General features: G+C 73.3%; 15 protein-coding genes. 6 read left to right on the forward strand and 9 right to left on the reverse strand.

Features of this window, described 5'->3' with window-relative positions:
- Positions 1-34: 34 nt before the first annotated feature.
- On the reverse strand, positions 35-2,101 hold the full coding sequence (locus AB0912_RS17810; RefSeq protein ID WP_366700620.1) for a CocE/NonD family hydrolase: 2,067 nt from the start codon (positions 2,099-2,101) through the stop codon (positions 35-37).
- Positions 2,102-2,197: 96 nt separating this feature from the next.
- A complete protein-coding gene (locus tag AB0912_RS17815; protein WP_366700622.1) occupies positions 2,198-3,505 on the reverse strand; it encodes an ATP-grasp domain-containing protein in 1,308 nt (435 codons plus the stop codon).
- 255 nt (positions 3,506-3,760) lie between these two features.
- Between AB0912_RS17815 and AB0912_RS17820 the strand changes: the two genes are divergently transcribed.
- A complete protein-coding gene (locus AB0912_RS17820; protein ID WP_366700624.1) occupies positions 3,761-4,294 on the forward strand; it encodes a DUF6328 family protein in 534 nt (177 codons plus the stop codon).
- 115 nt (positions 4,295-4,409) lie between these two features.
- Here AB0912_RS17820 and AB0912_RS17825 read toward each other — a convergent pair whose 3' ends face one another.
- Positions 4,410-5,126 (reverse strand): hypothetical protein, encoded by a 717-nt coding sequence (locus AB0912_RS17825; RefSeq protein WP_366700626.1) that lies wholly within the window; start codon positions 5,124-5,126, stop codon positions 4,410-4,412.
- 147 nt (positions 5,127-5,273) lie between these two features.
- On the opposite strand from AB0912_RS17825, the gene AB0912_RS17830 reads away from it, so the two are divergent.
- Both AB0912_RS17830 and AB0912_RS17835 read left to right on the forward strand, forming a co-directional pair.
- Positions 5,274-6,002, forward strand: coding sequence for a DUF2470 domain-containing protein (locus tag AB0912_RS17830; RefSeq protein ID WP_366700628.1), 729 nt, complete (start codon positions 5,274-5,276; stop codon positions 6,000-6,002).
- A 41-nt stretch (positions 6,003-6,043) separates the two neighbouring features.
- Positions 6,044-6,175 (forward strand): hypothetical protein, encoded by a 132-nt coding sequence (locus AB0912_RS17835; RefSeq protein ID WP_366700808.1) that lies wholly within the window; start codon positions 6,044-6,046, stop codon positions 6,173-6,175.
- A gap of 16 nt (positions 6,176-6,191) precedes the next feature.
- Here the strand turns inward: AB0912_RS17835 and AB0912_RS17840 are convergent, their stop codons facing one another.
- The 5 genes from AB0912_RS17840 to AB0912_RS17860 form a co-directional block, all read right to left on the reverse strand.
- Positions 6,192-7,241 carry an ABC transporter substrate-binding protein gene (locus AB0912_RS17840; RefSeq protein WP_366700630.1) on the reverse strand — a complete coding sequence of 350 codons (1,050 nt, stop codon included), beginning with the start codon at positions 7,239-7,241 and terminating at the stop codon, positions 6,192-6,194.
- A 67-nt stretch (positions 7,242-7,308) separates the two neighbouring features.
- On the reverse strand, positions 7,309-8,361 hold the full coding sequence (locus AB0912_RS17845) for an ABC transporter substrate-binding protein (protein WP_366700632.1): 1,053 nt from the start codon (positions 8,359-8,361) through the stop codon (positions 7,309-7,311).
- A 444-nt stretch (positions 8,362-8,805) separates the two neighbouring features.
- A complete protein-coding gene (locus AB0912_RS17850; protein WP_366700634.1) occupies positions 8,806-10,059 on the reverse strand; it encodes an iron chelate uptake ABC transporter family permease subunit in 1,254 nt (417 codons plus the stop codon).
- The gene (locus AB0912_RS17855) at positions 10,056-11,153 is read right to left on the reverse strand and encodes an iron chelate uptake ABC transporter family permease subunit (protein ID WP_366700636.1); all 1,098 of its coding nucleotides are present in this window, start codon (positions 11,151-11,153) and stop codon (positions 10,056-10,058) included. The genes AB0912_RS17850 and AB0912_RS17855 overlap by 4 nt, the downstream gene beginning before the upstream one ends.
- A gap of 171 nt (positions 11,154-11,324) precedes the next feature.
- Positions 11,325-12,206: a helix-turn-helix transcriptional regulator gene (locus AB0912_RS17860; RefSeq protein ID WP_366700638.1), complete on the reverse strand. Its 882-nt coding sequence runs from the start codon at positions 12,204-12,206 to the stop codon at positions 11,325-11,327.
- Positions 12,207-12,404: 198 nt separating this feature from the next.
- On the opposite strand from AB0912_RS17860, the gene AB0912_RS17865 reads away from it, so the two are divergent.
- Positions 12,405-14,735 carry an ABC transporter ATP-binding protein gene (locus tag AB0912_RS17865; RefSeq protein ID WP_366700640.1) on the forward strand — a complete coding sequence of 777 codons (2,331 nt, stop codon included), beginning with the start codon at positions 12,405-12,407 and terminating at the stop codon, positions 14,733-14,735.
- Positions 14,732-16,558: an ABC transporter ATP-binding protein gene (locus AB0912_RS17870; protein WP_366700642.1), complete on the forward strand. Its 1,827-nt coding sequence runs from the start codon at positions 14,732-14,734 to the stop codon at positions 16,556-16,558. The genes AB0912_RS17865 and AB0912_RS17870 overlap by 4 nt, the downstream gene beginning before the upstream one ends.
- A 407-nt stretch (positions 16,559-16,965) precedes the next feature.
- Here AB0912_RS17870 and AB0912_RS17875 read toward each other — a convergent pair whose 3' ends face one another.
- The gene (locus AB0912_RS17875) at positions 16,966-18,030 is read right to left on the reverse strand and encodes an Lrp/AsnC family transcriptional regulator (RefSeq protein WP_366700644.1); all 1,065 of its coding nucleotides are present in this window, start codon (positions 18,028-18,030) and stop codon (positions 16,966-16,968) included.
- Between the two features lie 124 nt (positions 18,031-18,154).
- Between AB0912_RS17875 and AB0912_RS17880 the strand changes: the two genes are divergently transcribed.
- Complete coding sequence (locus AB0912_RS17880; protein WP_366700646.1) at positions 18,155-19,090, forward strand: alpha/beta hydrolase; 936 nt, start codon at positions 18,155-18,157, stop codon at positions 19,088-19,090.
- Positions 19,091-19,274 lie beyond the last annotated feature (184 nt).

The raw sequence follows: 19,274 nt of genomic DNA on the forward strand, positions 1-19,274 counted from the left end.
CAGGTCCCGAGGGTCTGCAGGGGATCTCCCGGGTCTACAGCAGGTCCCTCGGCACCCGTTCGTTCCATGTCCGGGAGAAGACGCGCCTGTCGCCCTCGTAGCCGTCCAGGGTCGCGTCCACGAAGAACTCGTCCTCGTCCGAGGTGAGCCGGGTACGGGTCTCCACGCGGACGTCCCAGTCGTCCCGGCGGAACCGCATGGTCCACGCGGACTCGCCGCTGACCGACGTGAAGTCCTCGGCGACGGACCGGTAGCGCTCCTCGGCACGCAGGCCGACGTCGAGCCCGATGTCCTCGATACGGACCAGGCCGCGGTCCTTCACGATCTCCAACTCGGCGTTGTAGCCGACGAGATCACGCTTCACCTCCCAGCGCTCCTCCCGCGGGGACAGCCGCGTCGACGCGATGGGCGGCGCCCCCTCGGGCTCGCCGAACGGGCTGACGGGCATCTCGTCGGGTTCCTCCGTCGGCCGCACCGGCAGACTCAGGGTGCTGGTCCGCGCGTACACGCTCAGCAGGGCAGGCTTCGGGGCCGGCCAGGCCATCGGCCAGTACGAGGTCGACAGCGACAGCCGGATCCGGTGGCCCGGCGGGAACGCCTGCCCGACGCCGTTGAGCTGGAACTTCGCCCGGTAGCGGCGGCCGGGTTCGACGGCCTCGGGAGTCTCCGTGCCGCCGAGCCGGGTGAGGTTCAGGATGCCGTAGGAGACGCGGGTGGCGCTTCCGTCGGGACTCACGTCGGACAGCCGCGCCGCCACCATGGCGACCGGCTCGCTCACCGCCAGGTCGAGTTCGACGGTCGGCGCGCCCAGGATCTCCAGACGCTCGGTCAGCGGGTCGCTGTCGAAGACGAGGGAGCCGCCGTCCTCCTCGCGCTGGTCGTAGGGCAGGTCCGGCGGGGCGTTGTAGGAGGCCCACTTGCCCGCGAACTGGCCCACCGAGAGCGGGGACTGCACGGTCACGGGCGCGGGCTCGTGCGCCTGGGACCCGTCGGTGCCGGAGTCCGCGCCGGCCGTCCCGCTGCCGAGGGGCGGGCCGATGCGATGGGGCGCGAGCGGGTGCGTGACCTCCTGGATGTGCGGGGAGGGCCAGGCGGGCTCGCCGACCCAGCGGCCCGGCCGTTCCTCGTACGAGGTGGACGGCGGGACGCTCTCCTGCATCCAGGTCCGCAGCATGGGGCCGTCCATCACGCCGTTGTCCACGCCCTTGAGCCAGTGGTCCCACCAGCGGACGACCTCCTGGAGATAGCCGATGGCCGGCCCCGGCTCGCCCAGGTGCGGGAACTTGTGGGACCACGGGCCGATCAGCCCCTTGCGCGGCACGTCCAGGTTGCCGAGCAGCCGGGTCACGGCGTTCGAGTAGCCGTCGGCCCAGCCGCTGGAGGCGAGGACCGGGCACCGGACCGCCGCGTAGTCCTCGCAGACCGACGCGTGCCGCCAGTAGTCGTCGCGGCGCTGGTGGCGCAGCCACTCCAGCACCCACGGCCGGGTGTGCTCCAGCCGCTCGTGCCACATCGCCCGCCAGCGGTCCCCGACGATCGCCGGGTCGGGCGGGCAGGTGCCGTACGCGAACATGGTGCCCGCCTCGGCCAGGTTGTCCGAGAGCAGGGCCCCGCCCATGTAGTGCATGTCGTCCGCGTGCCGGTCATCGGTGAACGAGGCGATGACGATGCCGCGCAGGCTCGGCGGCTGCCGGGCCGCGACCTGGAGAGCGGCGAAGGCGCCCCACGAGATGCCCATCATGCCCGTGCCGCCGTCGCACCACGGCTGCGCGGCCAGCCAGGCGAGCACCTCCTCGGCGTCGCTCTGCTCCTGTTCCAGGTACTCGTCCCGCAGCACCCCCTCCGAGTCGCCCGTGCCGCGGATGTCCACGCGGACGCAGGCGTATCCGTGCCCGGCGATGTACGGGTGGTGGATGGAGTCGCGCACGGCGCTCAGATCGCGCTTGCGGTACGGGATGTACTCCAGCACCGCCGGCACCGGTTCGCTGTCCGAGGAGGTGGGGCGCCAGATCCGCGCCGACAGCTCCACACCGTCGGACATGGGGATGGCGACGTGCTCCTCTTCCTTGGTCGCGTACGGCAGTTGGGTCACGAAACGCATGTGCTGGTGTTGCTCCTTTCCTCGCCGTGCCCGGGTCGGCCGGCCGCTCGGGCCGCTCGCGCGCCCGGACCGGTCGTGGTGACCGCGGCCGGCGGCTCAGCCGTTCTTCTCGGCACGGCCGCCCGGCGCCGTCTCGTCGAACGTCAGCCCGAGAGCGGCCACGCACCGGTCGTACTTCTCCCGCAGCTCCTCCTCGCTGTCGCCGCCGGTGAAGATGTGGGCCAGCTCATAGCTGTAGCTGTCCTGGCCGGGCAGCTCGGAGAGCCGCGAACCCTCGGAGGGCACGATGTCGATGCGCGTACCCGGTATCTCCCGCTCGATGCGGCGCAGGTCGTCGTGGCCGGGAACGTTGTGCACGACCCCGTCGGCGAACCAGCGGTGGTACCACTTCGCGGCCATCGCGTACCGCCCGGCCCGGTGCGGCATCCGGGGGTCGCGGCCGAGGGCGAGGCTCACCATGGCGTGGTGGTTGGGCACGCCGTCCACGTACTGGAACAGCTCGGCGTGCGACTGCGAGTGCCGCGGGTTGATCTCCAGCAGGCTGATCCGCCCGGTGTGCGGGTCGTAGAAGTACTCGACGCTGAACGTCGCCGCCTCCATGCCGATCTGCTTCATCACCCGCCGGGTCACGTCGTGCAGCTCCTCGATCGCGGGCTCGGGGAGCGTCGAGGGGTACTGGTGGCGCAGGAAGCAGGAGGAGTCCGGGTAGTTGATCGAGTCCAGCGCGCCGTAGACGGTGACCTCCCCCTGGTCGGCGTAGCCCTCGACGGCGACCTGGATGCCGGACATCTCCTCCTCGGCCAGACACACCTCGCCGCCGACCCCGTCCATCTCCGGCGGCAGCGCCAGCCGGTCGAGGACGTACTCGAAGGGGCGGCCGACCCGGGAGATGCCCCCCTGGATGTCCGCCACCGCCTCACGGAACTCGGTGATGTCGTCGACGCCGAAGGCCAGTTCCGACGAATAGGACAGCGCCGGCTTCACCCACATCGGGAAGCTCATGCCCTCCGGCGGGGACGGCTTCTCGGCGGTCAGGTCGACCCGGCCGAACCGCGGATGCCGGTCGGTCACCTTCTCCTGTTCGAGCCGGCTCCAGTACTTGTGCTCGCACTTGACCACCGACTCCAGGCTGGTGCTGCGCGTGCCGTACCGCTCGCTCAGCATGGGCACCAGGGTGCTGACGGGGAAGTCCCAGTAGCCGACGATCGCGTCGATCGTCCCGTCGAAGGCGTCCAGCACGCCCTGCGCCTTCTCCAGCAGCTCCGCCACCGACACCTCGCCGCCCTGCAGCTCCTCGATGGTCAGCAGGCGGTGGAACGTCAGCTCGTCGGCGCCGGGCACCGCGGTCAGCGTGGGCAGGTTCGCCTCGTCCAGACCGATCACGAAGATGTTCTTCTTCGGCACGTGGTTCCTCTCGTCAGGGGGTGGGTGAAGACCTCGGGGTACCCAGGGAGGTCCGCGCCATGCGGCGGAAGCCGGCGGACGTGTCCGGCTCCACGGCCCGCTGCGCCGGACGGCCTCGGCGCGCGGCTCGTAGGGGCGCACATCGGAACGGGCTGGTGAGAGGGCGCGCGCTCGGGGTACTCGAAGGTCCATCTGTACGCACTTCAGGGGGTGCGGCCGCGCGGCCGGGACACCCCCGGGGAGAGGGGAGACCGCGTGAGCGAGCAGCGGGACGCCAGACCGGACGACGGGCGGGACGAGACCCCGCAGGAGCGCGCCGACCGGATGTGGGGCGACCTGCTCCAGGAGATCCGGGTGGCGCAGACCGGCGTACAGATCCTCTTCGGCTTCCTGCTGACCGTGGTCTTCACGCCCGCCTACCGGCAGCTCTCGGACCAGGACCAGACGCTCTACATGGTGACGGTCGTCCTCGGGGCCACCGCCACCGGGGCGCTGATCGGGCCCGTGGCGTTCCACCGGATCCTCTCCGGCCGCCTCGTCAAGCCGCAGGCGGTCGCCTGGGCCTCCCGGCTCACTCTCCTCGGCCTGTCCCTGCTCCTGCTCACGATGGTCTCGGCGCTGCTGCTCGTGCTGCGCGCGGCCACGCACGACGACGGTTACGTGCCCTGGATCGTCGCGGGTGTCGCCGCGTTCTATCTCCTGTGGTGGCTCGTCATCCCCATGACGCTGCGGATGAGTGCCCCGGGGGACGCGGACGCGCGGGCGGAGAAGGCCGCGAAGAAGGACTGACGCGGGCTGGGAAGGCGGGCCGACGGGGGCCGGGGAGACGGCGGTCGGTGCGGTCGGTGCGGTCGGTGCGGTCGGTGCGGTCGGTTCAACCGGCGCGGGCGGGATCAGGACGCGATCAGTGCAGGATGCTCACGGCCCGGGCGATGACCAGGAGCGAGGTGAGGAGCGCCGAGACGCTCTCGACGCTCATCATGATCTTGGCCCGGCTGGTGAGCGGCATGGTGTCGGTCGGGCTGAACGCCGTCGAGTTCGTGACGGAGACGTAGAGGTAGTCGACCAGCGTGGGCACCCAGTCGGAGGTTCCGCTCGCCCCGTCGGCGACCTCCTCGACCGCGTCGTCGTTCTCGTCCTGCGAGAACCGGAAGTCGGCCAGCGGGAGTTCGGCGCGCGGGAGCTGGGTGCGGCTGACCGGACCGCCCCGGTCCAGCTCCCAGAACGCCAGGCCGAAGACGATGATGTTGGTCAGCCAGACCTGGAGCGCGGCCACCAGCAGATCGCGGCCGTCCTTCACTCCGGCGTACACCAACTCGTTGATGAGGATGCCGAGAGCGACGAGATTGCTCACCGCGATGACGGCCACGAGGGTCAGCGAAAGGACGCGGAACATCCGGGTCTGCCGGGTCAGCCGCCGCGGGTTGATCGCGATGAGCGGCACCAGCAGCAGGACCTCCAGCGTGGGCAGCACATAGCGCGGGGCGATGAGCAACTGCTGCGGCAGCGCGAGGTAGAGGGCGATGGCGATGAGGGTGGCGAGCACTCCGGGCAGCCGGGCCTCGCCCCGCCGTTCGTGCCTCGGGTGCCTGGTCCGGGCGGTCGCGCGGCTCTGCGGCATGATCCGGACTCCCCGTCACCTGGATGATCTCGGGCGGAGTCTATCCGGCGGGCCACGGCCGGTGGATGGCGGCGTTCCGGGCCGCCGGAACCCTCAGATAGGTTAGGTTAGGCATACCTAAGTTACTCGCTCATCCCGGAGGCCCGGATGCGTCGTTCCCCTAGCCGTGCCAGTGCGCCGACAGCCGTCGAGCGCGTCCGCTCGATCCTGGCCGCCGCCCACTCCATGACGGTGGTCTGCGACGGGCGGCACACCGAGGTCCGGCGGCTCGACGGCTCCGGCGCCATGGGCCACTTCCACCTGCACGCACCCTTCGAGGGCACCGGCGCGGCCGCGGACGCGGGTGCGGGAACCGCGAAGGGCGGCCGGGTCCCGGTCCGGCTGGAACTCACCGACATCGCCCCCACCCCCGTACGCGACCGGCTGCGCGCCCGCGTCACCCTGACCGGCCTGCTGGCCGAGCCGTACGACCCCGCCTCCACCGAGAGCACCTGCATGGAGTTCGGGCAGGGTGTGATCGAGGACGCCTCGGGACGCTCGTACGTGACCCTGCGCGAACTGGAGGCGACCGAGCCTGATCCGCTGGCGACGAGCGAGGCGGGCATGCTGACCCATCTCGTCGACGAGCACGCGGAACTCGTCCCCCTGCTGCTGCGCCTGGTCCGCCCGGTCCCGGACGGCGGAGTACTGCGCGCCCTGCCGGCGGGGGTCGACCGCTACGGTCTGACGCTGCGTCTGGAGTACCGGCGCACCCACCGCGACGTCCGCCTCCCGTTCAAGACGCCGGTACGGCACATCGATCACGTGGGGCCGCAGATCCACGCCCTGCTGTCGGAGGCCCGGCGCCTCTCCCACACGGGCCGCCTGCTGACCTGAGCCGGACCGGGCTGAGTTGGGCTGACCTGAGCCGGACGGGGCTGAGTTGGGCTGACCTGAAGCGGACCGGGCTGAGTCGAGCTGACCTGAAGCGGGCCGGTTCGGGCCGCGCTGACCTGGCCGGTCGGCCCGGGCCGGAGGCGGCCGGCGGGGGCGGGGCGGTCCGGCCGTGACCGCTCCGCCCGCCGCTCAGCCCCGCTTCGCCTTCAGTGCGGTCTCGATGCTGTCGACCACGCCCAGGGCGTCCCGGTACGAGCCCGGGAGGAAGTCGGCGGTGCCGACCAGATGGCCGTTCTTCGCGGCCGGCAGGCTCTTGAACGTCTTCAGGCCGAAGAGCTTCTGGATGTTGTTGGCGGGGGAGCCGTCGTTGTTCGTGTAGTAGATGACGTAGTCGGCGTCCTTCAGCAGGTCCGCCCGCTCGTACGACACCGACTTCGTGTCCCCCGCGGCGACCGACGCGGTCGCCGAAGCGAACCGCACACCCAGCTTGCCGAGGATCTCGCCGACCGCCGAACCGGGGCCGTAGATCCAGTAGTTGCCGTTGTCGAAACCGCCCTGGACGACGTCCCAGCGGCTCTTGGCCAGCGCCGACCGGTGGGCGTTCCGCACGGCAGTGATGCGGTCGGCGTACTCCTTCTTCAGTGTGGCGAGCCGCGCCGTCCGGTTCACGAACGCGGCCGTGGCGTCCGGGAACTCGGTCCAGCCGGAGTTCTCGCCGAACGAGGAGAACGCGGTCGGGGCGATGGCCGACAGCTTCTCGTACGCCTTGGAGAGGTAGGGCACGTCCACGCCGACGATCAGGTCCGGCTTCAGCGAGGCGATCTTCTCGTAGTCGATGTCGGCGCCGGTCGTCACCTTCGCGGTGGCCTTCCAGCCTTTGAGGTAGCGCGGCGGCACGTAGTTCGCCCCGCTGTTCTCGACGCCGACGGGCTTGAGTCCCAGGTCGAAGAGGGACTCCGTGGACCATGAGTGCACCGACACGATCCGCAGCGGGTGCGCGGGGACGGTCACCTTGCCGTGGGCCGTCGAGACCACCCGGGTACTCGTCGACTTGTCGCGGGAACCGCCGGCCGTGCCGGACGAGGAGCCGCAGGCGGTGAGGGTGACGGCGAGGGCGACACCGAGGACGGCCGGGCGCAGCGCACGCATGCGCCGGGCGGGCGCGCCGGGGCGGACGAGGGCAGGTGAGCGGGCGAGGGCAGGGGAGGGTACGGGGGCAGGGGAGGGTACGGAGGTCACGACTGATCCTGGGGTGAGGGGGCCGAAGCCCCTTGAGAGCGGGAGGAGTTGGGGCGGCGAGGCGGGCTCAGGCCGCGGCGTGCGGTCCGACGCCGGCGCGGGCGGAGCGGACGTGGGTGGCGAGACCGTCGAGCAGGACGGTGAAGTTCTCCCAGTTGTAGGCGTACCACGAGGCGAGTTCGGGCTTCCAGAGCTGTCCGGCGCGCACCGCCGGTGTGCGCTTCCACACGGAGTTGTCGGGCAGCGGGTCCGCGACCGCCCAGACCAGCAGGTCGGCCGGGATGGACGGCACGTTCTCCCAACTCACCGCCTGGCTATAGGTGTTGTCGGCGCCGCCGGGCACCGGCACCAGGTCCATGCCGAGCGCGCGCGCCGTCTTCAGCACGGACCAGGTCTTGGGGTTCATCACGCCGATGGTGTTCTTGTCGATGCCGAAGACGAAGCCGACCCGGAGGTCAGGGTTGGCCGCGATCGCCTTTTTCAGGCGTGTACTCGCCTGCTGGTAGCGGGACTTGGCGTCGGCGTCGGTGAGCCGGACACCGAGGGAGCGGGTGAGCCGGTCGGCGGTGCCGGCGATCTCCTCGATCGACGCGTAGGTGCTCAGGCCCACCACCGGCGCGATCTTGGTGACTTGGGAGAGTTCCGAGGCCACCTGGAGGGTGCCGTCCGGCTGTACCGCGTCGATCAGCAGGTCCGGGCGGGCCTGCGCGAGCGCTTCGAGCCGGACGCCCTTGTCGGCGGAGTAGATCTTCGTCACCCCGGACCAGTCCGGCTTCACCGCCGAGACGATGCCCTGCCCCGAGTCGGTCGCCGCGACCGGCCGCAGACCGGTGGCCCACAGCGCGGCGCCCACGGTGTCGGTGAGGAACGCGATCCGCTTCGGCCGGTGCGGCAGCCTCACCGTGCGGCCACGGTCGTCGGTGAACGACCAGGCGTCACCGCCGGACGGACCGGACGGACCGGACGAGGCCGACGAGTCGGAGCCGCACGCGGTGAGACCGAGGAGGGCGGCCGCCCCGAGTCCGCCGGCGAGCAGGCCCCGCCGGGTGGGCTGTCCGAACGGGGCGAGACCGCGGCGGGGTTCGGTGGCGCGGGGACGCCGGAGGGTCGTACTGGGCATGGTGTGTCCTTGGAGTGGGAGTGCGGCGCGCCGGGCCGAACCGGAGAACCCTGGTGGGTGGGCCGGTACGGAGGCGGCGGCGGTGAGAGGTAGGTGGTGAGCAGCGGTGGGGTGGTAGCGGTGGGGCGGTAGCGGTAGCGGTGGCGGCGACCGGGCGAGTGGGGTACGCGAGGACGACGGGCGGGGTACGCGGGGAGGCCGGGCGGAGTGAGCGCGGACGGTGCGCGGAAGATGCGTGCGGACGGTGAGCGCTGTACGCGGGAACGGTGAGCGCTGTACGCGCGGACGACAGGGCCTAGGTAGGTACGCGTCTAGGTAGGTACGCGTGGACGAACGGAGTTCGCCGTGGTGAAGGCGTCCGGCGGCGCGGTCAGGGGCCGGCGGGGGATAACGGCTCGCGCGTCGGCGGGGGACGCCGGCTCCGGGCGGCCGGGAAGAGACGGTTCACGGTCGGCTCGCCCTCCGCCCGAGGAGGAGCCGGCACAGATAGAGCCCGCCCAGCACGCCGGTCATCGCGCCGACCGGCAACTCGGTTCCGGGCAGCACCCGCCCGGCGGCGTAGTCACTCGTGAGCAGCAGCAGGGCGCCCATGAAGGCCGCCGGTACGACCAGCGCGCCCGGGGGGCGGACCAGCCGGCGGCACAGATGGGGTGCGGCCAGGGCGACGAAGGTGATGGGGCCCACCGCGGCGGTCGTCGCGGCGGCCAGTGCCGTGGCGAGCACGGCCAGGACCAGCCGGGCCCGGCCGACTGGCACGCCGAGGCCGCGTGCCGTGTCCTCCCCGAGCTCCAGCCAGTTCAGCGCGCGGGAGGCCAGGACCGTACAGGGCACCAGCACCGCGAGGGCGGCGGCCAGTGGGGTGACGACGGACCAGGTGACCGAGTTGAGGCTGCCGATCAGCCAGATCTGCGCGTCCTGCGCCTCGTACAGGCTGGCCCGGGTCAGCAGCCACGCCGTCAGCGAGGTGAGCATCGCGCTGACGCCGATCCCGACGAGCACGATCCGGTAGCCCACGGCGGCCCCGCGTCCGGCGGAGAGCAGACCGACGATCAGCGCGGTGGCCAGACCGCCCGCGACGGCGGCGACGGCGGTGGCGTACGGGCCTCCGTGGAACAGCATGATCTGGAGCACGGCACCGGTCGCCGCGCCGCTGGTGAAGCCGACGATGTCCGGGCTGCCGAGCGGGTTGCGGGACATGCTCTGGAACACCGCCCCGCTCATGCCGAGCGCGGCGCCCGCTAGCAGGGCGCAGACCAGACGCGGCAGCCGCAGGCTGACGACGATGAACGAGTCCGCCCCGGAGCCGTGTCCGAGCAGACAGGCGACGACTCCGGAGAGCGGGACCCGGTAGGTGCCGGTGGTCAGGGCGAGCGCGCCGACCACCAGGCACGCCACACCGAGCAGCAGGCACACCGCCGTCGTACGGGGCCGCCAGCGCAGCGAGAGACGGCCGCCACGGAGCCGCAGCACCTGGCCGGGCAGCACGGTGCCGTGGCCCGTACGCGGGGACGCGGGGAAGTCGCTGTGTCCGGTGCGCGGGGACGCGGACGAGGCGCCGCGGCCGGCGCGCGCGGATGGGGAAGAGGCGCCGCGGCCCGTGCGCGCGGATGGGGAGGAGGTGCTGTGGTCGGTGTGCGCGGATGCGGAGGAGGCGCCGCGGCCGGTGCGCGCGGATGACGAGGGGGTCGGCGTGATCACAGTTCGGCGATCCTGCGTCGGCGGACCAGCGCGATGAAGACGGGGGCCCCGGCGAAGGCCGTGACGATGCCGGCCTGGATCTCGCCGGGCGGCGCGACGACGCGGCCGAGCACGTCCGACCCGACCAGCAGGGCCGCCCCGAGCACCATCGCGTACGGCATCAGCCACCGGTGGTCCGGGCCCGTGACGGCGCGCGCCAGATGCGGAACGGCCAGCCCGATGAAGGCGATCGGGCCGACGGCGGCCGTCGCCGCCCCGCACAGCAGGGTGACGGCGACCATGCCGAGGACGCGGGTGCGGCGGACGCCGGTGCCGAGCGCGCGGGCCGTCTCGTCGCCGAGGGCCAGCGCGTTGAGCGAACCGGACAGGCCGAGCGCGAGCAGCGCGCCGGCGCCGAGGAAGGGAAGCATCTGGTCGAGGACGGAGAGCGGCAGTCCGGCGAGCGAGCCGACGCCCCAGAAGCGGAACTGGTCGAACACGTCGGGCCGCAGCAGGGTGACGACGGAGATCAGCGCGCTGAGCACGGCGCTGATCGCGGTGCCCGCGAGGGCCAGCCTGACCGGCGCCGGGCCCGACCGCCCCCGCGAGCCGAGCAGATGGACGAGCGTGGCGGCGACACCGGCGCCCACGAAGGCGAACCACACGCCGACCGACGGATCGGTGGTGCGCCACAGCGCGATGGCGACGACCACGGCGGCCGACGCGCCCATGCTGACGCCGAGGATGCCCGGGTCGGCGAGCGGATTGCGGGTCAGGGCCTGCATCAGGACGCCCGCGAGCCCCAGCGCGGCCCCGACGGCGACGCCGAGCAGCGTACGGGGGAGGCGGAGGTCGAGGACCACCGTGGCGTCCAGCGAGGTCCGGTCGTGGAACAGGGCGCGCAGCACCTCGCCGGGCGGGATGGCCTTGGCGCCGACGGCCACGCTCAACACGGTGACCAGGAGCAGCAGTCCCGAGGCGGCGAGCAGTCCGGCCAGGCGGGTCGCGAGGCCCCGGGATCTTCGTCGCTCGCCGGCCGCCCGGCTGCCGGGGCCGTCACCCCCGTCGCCGGGCGCGGCCACCACACCGGTGGCGCTCATGCTGGTGGTGCCCATTGTGCTCCCTGGCGACGTGACTGCCGACGCAAGGAACCGGCGGTGAGTTAGCTAAGCCTTGCCTAATTAACGTACAAGTGCCCCGGCGAGCGCGACAAGCCGGTCAGACGCCATCCCATGTCGCCCATCCGCCATGGCGGGGAGGGCGGAGAAGTGGTGAGTGGGTGGTCGTCATACCGCTCCGCCCGATTCGTCCAGTTCACTCGCCTCGTCCACTTCGACCGCCCCATCCGTTTCACCTTTCCTACCCAATCCGCCTGTCTCACCCAATCCGCCTGCCTCATCCAATCCGCCCGTCTCATTCAGTCCGCCCGTCTCATCCAGTGATCCGGCGATGTAGGCGGCGGGCGTGGAGCCGGTCAGGCGGCGGAACGCGGCGACGAACGCGCTGGGCGTCGCGTAGCCGACCCGCGCGGCGACCCGGCCGACCGGCGTGCCCTCGGCGAGATGCGTGAGCGCGGCCTGGAGACGGGCGTGCACGCGCCACTGGTTGAACGTCATCCCGGTCTCGGCGACGAACAGCCGCAGCAGGGTGCGCGCACTGGAGCCGACCGCGTGGGCCAGCTCGGCGAGCCCGCGCCCGTCGGCGGGGTCCGCCAGCAGCAGCGCGGCGACCTCCCGGGCCCGCGGGTCGGCGGGCAGCGGCAGCTCGAACACGGTGCCGCCCGCGGGGCGCAGTACTTCCAGCAGTACCGCCTCGGCGTGCGCGCGGGCCACCGGCTGTAGATCCCCGGCGAGATAGGCGATCAGATGACGGGCGAGCGGGGACACGGCGAGCACCGTCGGGCGTGTCCACGCCAGCGGGCAGGTCACGGGGTCGAGGTAGATGCCCTGGAGCACCGACTCCCGCAGCGCCGCCGTGGCGTGCCGCAGACCGCCCGGTATCCACAGCGCCAGATGCGGCGGCAGCACCCAGCAACGGTCCTGGATGTCGACCATCACCACGCCGGTACTGGCCCAGGCGAGTTGGTGCTCGTCGTGGACGTGGTGCTGGAAGGTCTGGCCGCGCGCCATCTCGAACCGTTCGAGGTCGATCGTGGTGTCCTGTGTCATGCCCGGCCTCCCCGCCCCCCGCTCACGCGCCGCCCCGGCCGTCCGAGATTCCGGCCTCGGGCGAGATTCCGGCCTCCGGCCGAGACCCCGACCTCCGGCCGAGACCCCGACCTCCGGCGGGCCCGGTGGCTGGTACGCGACATACGCTGGCGCCCTGCTCTGTTTACGTCAAAAGTAAGGCGACCCTAACGTAACGAGGTGACCGCACCCGCCCTGGCCCGCCGCCCCACCGCACCAGCCGCGCACCCCACGCCTCCCGCCCCGGTTCCGCCTCCGGCCGGCTCGCCCCGGGCGCTGCTGTGGCGGTCCCTGCGCGGGCGCCGCCGTGATGTGGCGCTCGCGTCACTGCTGTTCAGCACGCACCAACTGGGCGAGGCGCTGGTCCCGGTGCTCGTCGGCGCGACGGTCGGCACCGCCGTCCGCGACGGCACACCCGGCTCCCTGGCCTGGCGACTCGGGCTGCTGGCCGCGGATTTCCTGCTGCTGTCCCTGTCGTACCGGTTCGGCGCCCGGGCATCCGTACGGGCCCGGCAGCACATCGAACACCAGGTGCGGCTGGCGCTGGTCGAGCGGGTACTGCGGCCGGCCGGCGGAGTACGGCTGCCGCCGGGCGAGTTGCTCGGCCGCGCGTCCGGCGACGCCGAACGCGTGGGCGTCTTCGCCCGCACCCTCGCCACCACGGTGGCCGCGACGGTCGTGCTGCTCGGCGCGGCGGTCCTGCTGCTGAGGATCTCCGTCGGGCTCGGCGCGCTCGTCGTGGCCGGCACGGCCGTCCTGCTTCTCGCGCAGAACCGCCTCGCACGCGTGCTGCGCCGCAGGAGTGGTGCCGAACAGGCCCAGCAGGCCCGGGCGACGGCGCTCGCCGAGGACCTCGTCCGGGGCCTGCGGGTGCTCAAGGGGATCGGAGCCGAGCGGGCGGTCGCCGCCGACTACGCCCGCGTGAGCCGGGACGCCGTACGCGCCGGGCGGGCCGCCGTGTCCGCCGAGGCCGCTCTGACGTCCGTGGGCGTACTGCTGACGGGCCTGTACCTGTGCGCGGTCACCGCCGTCGCGGGCGGCCTCGCCCTCGACGGGCGTATCGGCCTGGGCCAGCTCATCGCGGTCCTCGGGCTCGCGCGGTTCGTGATCGGACCGATGCGGGTGGTCTCCGCCGTGCCGGCTGGCCACGCCCGCGCCCTGGCTTCCGCCGCCCGCATCCACGAGATCCTCAACACGCCCGCGGCCGTGACGGATCTGGAGTCGGCCACCGCGTCCGCGTCCACCGGGAGGCCGACGCAGGCCTCGGACAGCGCGAGCGGGACGGCGACGGTCGGGGCGTCAACGGTCGGGACAGCGACGGTCGGGACGTCAACGGTCGGGGCGGCGGCGGCCGAGGCGCGGGCGGAAGGGGCGCCGGAGGCCGAAGGGGGGATGACCGGGGTGGCGACGGCCAAGAGAGCGGCGACGGCTGTCGGTGGATCGTCGGAGGGGGCGGCGACCGGCAAGACGTGTGGCGCCGAGGCGGCGACCGCCAAGACGTGTGCCGCCGGGGCCGGGTCCTCCGAGGCGGCGAACGCCGGGCTCCGAGCCGTCGGGGCCGGGGGCGCAGAGGCGGTGAGCGCCGCGCCCCGGGCCTTCGGGACTGAGTGCGCCGAGGCGGTGAGTGCCGCCGGGACCTTCGGTGCGGCGGCTGTTGGGGCGGGAGCGGACGGGGCGACCCCACCCGTAGCCCCGGCGCCGGGCAGCGGCCCGTCCCTCGGGGGCCTCCCGGCCGAACCGCCGCTCACGAGCGCCTCCCTCCCGGCCCCTGAACTTCGGTTCGACGGCGCCGAGTTGCCCGGTGGACTCCGTGCGCACTGGTCCGTGCCCGGCGGGACCATGACGGGGCTGGCGTGCGACGACCCCGCCGTGGCCGTCGCGGTCGCTCAACTGCTGGCGCGTGAGGGCGATCCGGCGAGCGGAAGCGTCCAGGTCGGGGCCGCCGACCTCCGCGCGCTGCCGCTCGACCACCTGCGTGCCACCGTCCTCGTCTGTCACCACGAGCCGGTCCTGCTGCCCGGCACCATCGCCGACAACCTGAGCGCTCTGACCGATGACCGCACCGCCGTGGCCGAGGCGGCCCACGCCTCCCTCGCCGATCAGGTCGTCGCCACCGTCGCGTACGGTGCGGACACGTCGGTCGGCGACCGCGGCGAGACCCTGTCCGGTGGCCAGCGGCAGCGGATCGCGCTCGGCCGCGCCCTGGCCGCCCGGCCGCCGGTCCTCGTCCTGCACGACCCCACCACGGCCGTGGACGCGGCGACGGAGGACGTGATAGCGGCCCGCGTCCGCGCCGCGCGGGCCGGTCGCACCACCCTCGTCATCACCAGCAGCCCCGCCTGGCTCGCCCGCTGCGACCAGGTCGTCCATGTCCCCCCGACGGACGGGACGGAGGGGTCGGACGCGGCAGACGGAACACCTCCGGCGCACCACGCCGAGGCCGGCGAAACCGGCGCGCTTCCCGACCGCGCGGCCCATCGTCCGGCGCCGGGAAAGGCGGCAACCCGATGACGACCACGCCAACTGCCCCTGTGCTGCTGCCCGTTGCGACACGGCGTCAGACCTGGTCCTATCTGCGCGGGGCCCTGCGTGGGCGGTGGCGGCTGCTGGCGGCCGCCGTCGCGACGCTCGTCCTCGACAGTGCTCTCACACTCGCCGGTCCCGCCGTCACCGGCGAGATCACCCAGGCCGTGGTCGACGGCCGGGGCCTCGGCACGCTCACCGTCCCGGTTCTGCTGCTGGTCGCGGCCGTCGCGGGTGCCGCCGTGACCGGGTGGGCCGCGACCGTCCTGCTGGCAAGCGTCGTACTGCCCGTGGCCGGCCGGCTGCGCGAGGACGCCGTCGCCGCGGCCGTGGCCCTGCCCGTCGACGCCGTGGAGGCGGGCGGCACCGGGGACCTCGTCGCCCGCGTATCCGGAGACGTCGAACGCGTCTCCGCCGCCGCGTCCGGCGCGCTGGGCGACTTCGCCGCCGCGACCCTGACGATCGCCGCGACCCTCCTCGGACTGGCCGCGCTCGACTGGCGCTTCGCCCTCGCCGGACTCCTCGCCGTGCCCATCCAACTGCACACTCTGCGCTGGTACTTGCGTGCCTCCGGGCCCCTGTACGCGGCCGGCCGGACGGCCGACGGGCGTCGCGCCTCGGCCCTGCTGGGAGCGTTCACGGCACTGCCCACGCTGCGGGCGCTGCGCCTCGGCCCCGGCCGCCAAGTCCGCGTCGAGGCCGCCTCCGCCGAGTCGATGGGCTACGAGTTCGACGTCACACGGGCGGCGACCCGCTTCTACGGCCGCCTGAACGCGGCCGAGTTCACCGGCCTGGGCGCGATCCTCCTCATCGCGTACGCGCTCGTCCACTCCGGCGCGGCCGATGTCGGCGCCGCCACGACGGCCGCCCTGTTCTTCGTCGGACTGTTCGACCCGGTCAACACGGCGCTCGGCACCTTCGACAGCGTCCAGCAGGCGACCGCCGGTCTCGCCCGAGTCGTCGGCGTCACCACGAACGCCCCGCCGCCCGCCGGCCGACAGCCCGGGGAACCCTCCGCGAAGCCCGCCGCTCCGCAGGCGCTCCCTCGGCAGGAGTTCCTTCCGAGGGCGGGGGAGACGCTGAGCGTGCGCGGCGTCCGCCACCGGTACGGAGACGGGCCCGAGGTGTTGCGCGGAGTCGACCTCGATGTCGTCGCCGGACAGCGCGTCGCCATCGTCGGCACGACCGGATCGGGCAAGTCCACGCTGGCGACGCTGATCGCCGGACTGCGTTCACCCCACGCGGGCAGCGTGACGCTGGGCGACACCCCCACGAGCGGCCTGGCCGCGCCCCGCCCCGACGGGCGCCGTGACATCGCGCTCGTGACACAGGAACACCACCTCTTCATCGGCACCGTGGCCGACAACCTGCGGCTCGCGCGACGCGCGGCCTCCGCCGTCGACCTCGACGCGGCGCTCACGGCGGTGGGCGCCGCGGACTGGGTCGACGCGCTTCCGGACGGCGTGGACACGGTCGTCGGCGTGGGCGCGACCGAGTTGACGGCACGTCAGGTAGAGCAACTCGCCCTGGCCCGGGTCCTTTTGCTCGACCCCGACGTGGTGGTCCTGGACGAGGCGACGGCCGAAGGGGGCAGCGACGCCGCGCAGGCCCTCGACCGGGCCGCCCTGGCCGCGACCGAGGGACGCACCACCGTCCTTGTCGCACACCGTCTTTCGCAGGCGGCCGGCGCGGACCTCGTGGTGGTGATGGACGACGGGCGGGTGGCCGAGCGGGGCAGCCCCGACGAACTGAGGGCGGCGGGAGGGACGTACGCCGGACTCTGGGCGTCCTGGACGCGCGGCCGGGCATGAACGCGCTGCCGAGGCCGGAGCCCGGACGGGGAGGGTGGGGCGCCGGGAGGCTGCCCCACCCGAGTGCACCCGGTGGCGGTGGTGGCGGTGGTGGCGGTGATGGTGTCTGTGGCTGGTGCTGCGCGGGGATGGGGTGAGGCCGAGCGCGTGCGCGGGACGCGCCCGGACGTCAGCGGTTGCGGATGGCGCTGGTGGTGAAGAAGCCGGTCGCCGCGGCGGCGACGAGAGCACAGAAGGACAGGAGCAGGGTTCGGCGCACGGAACGTCCTCTCGGGAGTGATCGTGGACAGGCACGTTGCACAACGCCGCTGCCGCCTCCGGGGGTCGCCGCCGGACCGTACGCCACCCGCATGGACGCCATCATGCGGGGTTCCGTACCCCGGAGAGACGCCCAGCGTGTCCTTGTCTCAGCTCCCGCCCTGCCCCGCGCGGGCCGGCTGCCGGCGCCGCGCGTTCGCGGGGGAGGGCGGTACGGCGCCCAGCGGGGGTGTCCGTTTGGCGGCGCGGCTGACGATGGCCGTCTCGACGTGGGTGATCCCCAGGCCGACCAGATCGCGGGAGAGGAAACCGTAGAGGGCGTCGAGGTCGGGGAAATAGGCCGCCGCGTGCAGGTTCGAGGGACCGGAGGTCGCGAACGCGCCGTGCACGGCGGGATGACCGGCCAGCGCCTGCCCGGCGGCGGCCAGATGGTCGGGCGCCACATGCAGCAGGAGCTTGGCCTCGATGGGCAGCCCGATACGCCGTGGGTCGACCAGAACCTGCGTCACCAGACGTCCCTGAGAAGCCAGTTGGGCGATCCGGCGGCGGACCGTCGTCTCCGGGTGGCCCGTGTGGGCGGCCAGGGCGGCGGCGGAGAGACGGGCGTCCGGGGCGAGAGCGTCGACGAGGGACTGTTCCACCGGGTCGGTGTCGACACCGTACGGGCCCGGGGAGCCGGCGGACGACGACCCCGGGTCCGGTTCGGCCGGGGCAAGGGCGGCCCGCTCGGCCGGTGTCAGCACGGCGTGCCGCCACTCCGAGGTGAGCCGGAAGACGTGCAGGATCGTCGCGCTCTCCACGGACGTGACCGCCTGGGTCGCCGGCAACTGCCGGAACACCAGCGGGTCCCGGGAACCCGGCTCCGTCCGGGCCACCGCGAAGATCTCGTCACCCGAGGTGGTGACGTCGATGAACGGGATGTCCTCGCGCGCCGCGAGCGCGGCCACGATCGCGTCGAGCTTGCCCCGCAGCACCCTGATCCGCAGGAACAGGGCGCCGGCCGAGCCTCCGTTGCGGGGGCGCGCGACCGGTGAGATCACCACCCGCACGGTGCCGTCCGCGGTGAGCGCGTGCAGGCGGCGCCGCACGGTGGCGGGGCTGAGATCCAGCACCTTGGCCGCCCGCTCCGCGCTGAGACGCCCGTCCCACTGGAGGGCCGCCACCAGCCGCTGATCGGTGAGGCTCAGTACGGAATCCGCCGAAACGTCTGCCATGAAGGCAAGTTTCGCTCATTCCGGCCTCTCGCGCGGCCGCTGGCGGCGGTCTCGGCCCAAACATGGATGTCACGCACCGCGCGCCACCCACCCCGTACCGGCCGACTCACCCACGGAGGCTCCCGTGTCCCTCTCAGACCGACGCGAGAAAGTACGCTTCACCAGCGGCGACACCACGTGCGCAGCCTGGCGCTATCCGGGTACCAACGGCGGCTGCGTGATCATGGCGGGCGGGACCGCCGTGACGAAGGAGCCCGCGTCGGACCTCTTCGCCCGACGGTTCAACGACGCCGGCTTCGCCGTCCTGGCCTTCGACCACCGGAACTTCGGGGAGAGCGGCGGCACCCCGCGCCAGGTCGTCCGCTTCGCCGACCAGCGCGCCGACTGGCAGGCCGCGATCGACTTCGCGCGCGAGCTGCCCGACGTCGACCCCGGGGGCATCTCCCTCTGGGGCTTCTCCCTCGGCGCCGGCCACATCCTTCAGGTGGCGGCCGACGATCCGGGCCTGGCCTCGGTGATCGCCCAGTCGCCGGTCGCGGACGGCCGCGCCCTCGCCCCCAACGCGCTGCGCGCCATGACACCCTCCGCCGTACTCCGGCTCACCGGCCTGGCCCTCGCGGACGCGCTCGGCAGCCTGGTGGGCCGTCCCCCGCTGCTGATCCCGACCGCCGGGGTACGCGGTGACGTCGCCTCGCTCACCACCGCCGACGCGATGGACGGCGACCGCGCGCTCGACCCCGACCACCGTCACACGGGCTGGGAACGCACGGTCGCCGCACGGATCGCGCTCCAGATGGGCGGCTACCGGCCCGGCCTGCACGCCTCCCGTATCCGGTGCCCGCTGCTGGTCGTCGTCGGCGACCAGGACCGCAGCACACTCCCCGGCCCGGCCCTGCGGGTGGCACACGACGCCCCCGACTCCGAGGTCCTGCACCTCGAAGGCGGCCACTACGCTCCCTTCTTGGAGGCGCACGAGAAGGCCGTCGAGGCCGAGATCGCGTTCCTGCGCAAGCACCTGGTTCGCGCGGACGCCGGACGGGAGGGAAGCGCCCGTACATGAGCGGGGGCACCGCAGTGTGAGGTGCGCGGTACGAGGCCCCGGCATCTGTGGAGTGGGGCTCCGGGGCGCCGCGACCATCCGCCGACGCGCCTGGGATGATCGGCCCGGCGGCGGACGCGGCGGGCAGGCCTGACGCCGACGCCGACGCCGACGCCGACGCCGACGGGGACGGGGACGGGGACGG

It is taken from the genome of Streptomyces sp. NPDC007084 (genome assembly GCF_040703595.1).
Lineage (GTDB): Bacteria > Actinomycetota > Actinomycetes > Streptomycetales > Streptomycetaceae > Streptomyces.